Genomic DNA, 2,156 nt, shown 5'->3' with positions numbered 1-2,156 from the left:
GCGCGGGTGCGGCCGCCCGTCCGCAGTCCGGACCGCCGCAGCCGTACGGCGCGGTGCCGTACCGTACGGAACCCCGTTCGGAGCCGATGCCCGGGCCGGGGCCGGACGGTCACCGATCGGACGGTCACCGCGCCGACCCGGGCCCCGAGGAGTTGCCGCGCCGGACCCGTCAGGCGAGCCTCGTGCCCCAGCTGCGTGAGGCCCCGGCCCGTCCGACCGCGCACAGCCGTCGTACTGCTGCCGCCGCCTCCGCTTCCGGCTCTGGTTCCGGCTCCGCTGAGCTCGGGTCCGGCGACGGATTCGGCGCCGCGGGCCGCAGCCCCGAGGAGGCGCGGGCGGCGATGTCCGCCTTCCAGAGTGGATGGGCACGCGGCCTGTACCCGGAGGGCCGGCGGGACGGACAACCCGCCGACCCCCCGCAGCCGCCGCGGGCGCGCCAACCCCAACCCTCGTCCCGATTTGAAGGAGAGCGTCCGTGATCGCCACCACCCACCGCGCGGGGGAGATGAACTGGCTCCTCGACGAGCTGGTCCAGCGCGCCCCCGAGCTCCGCTTCGCCGTGATGCTCTCCGCCGACGGCCTGGCCGTGGGCACCTCGGCCGGCCTGGCACGCGAGGACGGAGAGCATCTGGCGGCCGTCGCCTCCGGCTTCCACAGCCTCGCCAAAGGCGCAGGCCGGCACTTCGACGCGGGTGAAGTCCGCCAGACCATGGTCGAGTTGGAGGGTGGCTACCTGCTGGTCGCGGCGGCCGGGGAGGGCACCTGCCTCGCCGTGTTCGCCACCGCCCGGGCCGACCTCGGCCTGATCGCCTACGAGATGGCCAGACTGGTCCGCCGGGTCGGGGAGCACCTGGGCACCCCGCCGCGGGCGGTGGGCGGCCGGTGAGTCCGGTGCCCCGCCCGTACCGGGGGCGACATCCGGAGCATCCGAGGGCCGAACCCGACGGGCGCCCCCGCAACCCGCTCGCCGCCGCCCACCGGGCCCGCTGGTACGACGACGAGGCCGGGCCGCTGGTCCGTCCGTACGCGATGACCCGGGGGCGCACCGGGGGCGGGGAGCGGCAGTTCGACCTGATCGCCGTGGTGCTCACCGAGCTGCCCGACCCGGCACTCGTGCCGGACGCGCCCGAGCCGCCGGTCGGCCCGGAACAGGCGCGCATCCTCGCGCTGTGCCGGGGCACCGCGTTGTCCGTGGCCGAGCTGGCCGCCGACCTCGACCTGCCGGTGGGCGTCGTGCGGGTGCTGCTCGGTGACCTGCTGGCGGCCGGGCTCATCCGGGTCCGCCGTCCCGTCCCGCCCGCCCTGCTCCCCGACGAGCGCATCCTCCAGGAGGTCATCCGTGGACTTCGTGCACTCTGACCACCCGTCCGTACCGGCCGGGCTGTCCGAACCGCCCGATCCCTCCGGCCCGTCCGATCCGTGCGGCGGGCCGGATCCGTTCGACGCCGAGGACCCCGAAGACACCGTGCTCGCGCTCAAGATCCTGGTGGCGGGCGGCTTCGGTGTCGGCAAGACGACGCTGGTCGGCGCGGTCAGCGAGATCCGCCCGCTGCGCACCGAGGAGAGGCTGACCGAGGCCGGACGCGAGGTGGACGACCTGGACGGAGTGGAGCGGAAGACCACCACCACGGTGGCGATGGACTTCGGCCGGATCACCATCCGCGAGGGACTGGCGGTCTACCTGTTCGGCACCCCGGGGCAGGACCGGTTCTGGTTCCTCTGGGACGAGCTGGCCCAGGGGGCGCTCGGCGCGGTGGTGCTCGCCGACACCCGCCGGCTGACCGACTGCTTCCCGGCCGTCGACTTCTTCGAGCACCGGGGCATTCCGTTCGTGGTAGCGGTGAATCGTTTCGCCGGGACGCGGGAGTTCGGCCCGGAGGAGGTCGCCCGCGCGCTGGATCTGGACGCCGGCACGCCCGTGCTGCTGTGCGACGCGCGTCGCCGGGCCTCGGGCAAGGAGGTGCTGGTCAACCTGGTCGAGCACGCGGGCAGGGTGCACGCCGCCCGGCTGCTCGCGGACGCCTCGCCGGTGGGCTGAGGTGGCGCCGGGAGGCCGACGGGCGGACAGCGTGCGACTGACAGATGACAGCTGACAGATTTCGAAATCTGTCAGCTGTCATCTGTCAGTCGTCGATCGTCGGCTGCCGTCTACTGCC

At 74.4% G+C, this 2,156-nt stretch carries 3 protein-coding genes; all 3 read left to right on the top strand.

The window, feature by feature from the left end; genetic code table 11:
* The first annotated feature begins 505 nt into the window (after positions 1 to 505).
* The 3 genes from ACFU7Y_RS43300 to ACFU7Y_RS43290 all read left to right on the top strand — a co-directional run bounded on the left by ACFU7Y_RS43300 (position 506) and on the right by ACFU7Y_RS43290 (position 2,038).
* Positions 506 to 886, top strand: a complete 381-nt coding sequence (locus tag ACFU7Y_RS43300) for a roadblock/LC7 domain-containing protein (RefSeq protein WP_224282477.1) — start codon at positions 506 to 508, stop codon at positions 884 to 886.
* A 143-nt stretch (positions 887 to 1,029) separates the two neighbouring features.
* Positions 1,030 to 1,359, top strand: coding sequence for a DUF742 domain-containing protein (locus ACFU7Y_RS43295; protein WP_263455298.1), 330 nt, complete (start codon positions 1,030 to 1,032; stop codon positions 1,357 to 1,359).
* A gap of 106 nt (positions 1,360 to 1,465) precedes the next feature.
* A complete protein-coding gene (locus tag ACFU7Y_RS43290; RefSeq protein WP_224282476.1) occupies positions 1,466 to 2,038 on the top strand; it encodes an ATP/GTP-binding protein in 573 nt (190 codons plus the stop codon).
* Positions 2,039 to 2,156: the final 118 nt, after the last annotated feature.

Origin of the sequence: Kitasatospora sp. NPDC057542 (assembly GCF_042801945.1) — a bacterium.
GTDB lineage: Bacteria > Actinomycetota > Actinomycetes > Streptomycetales > Streptomycetaceae > Kitasatospora.
The sequence above is the reverse complement of the archived record's forward strand: the minus strand, read 5'-3'. Positions and strand labels throughout refer to the sequence as shown.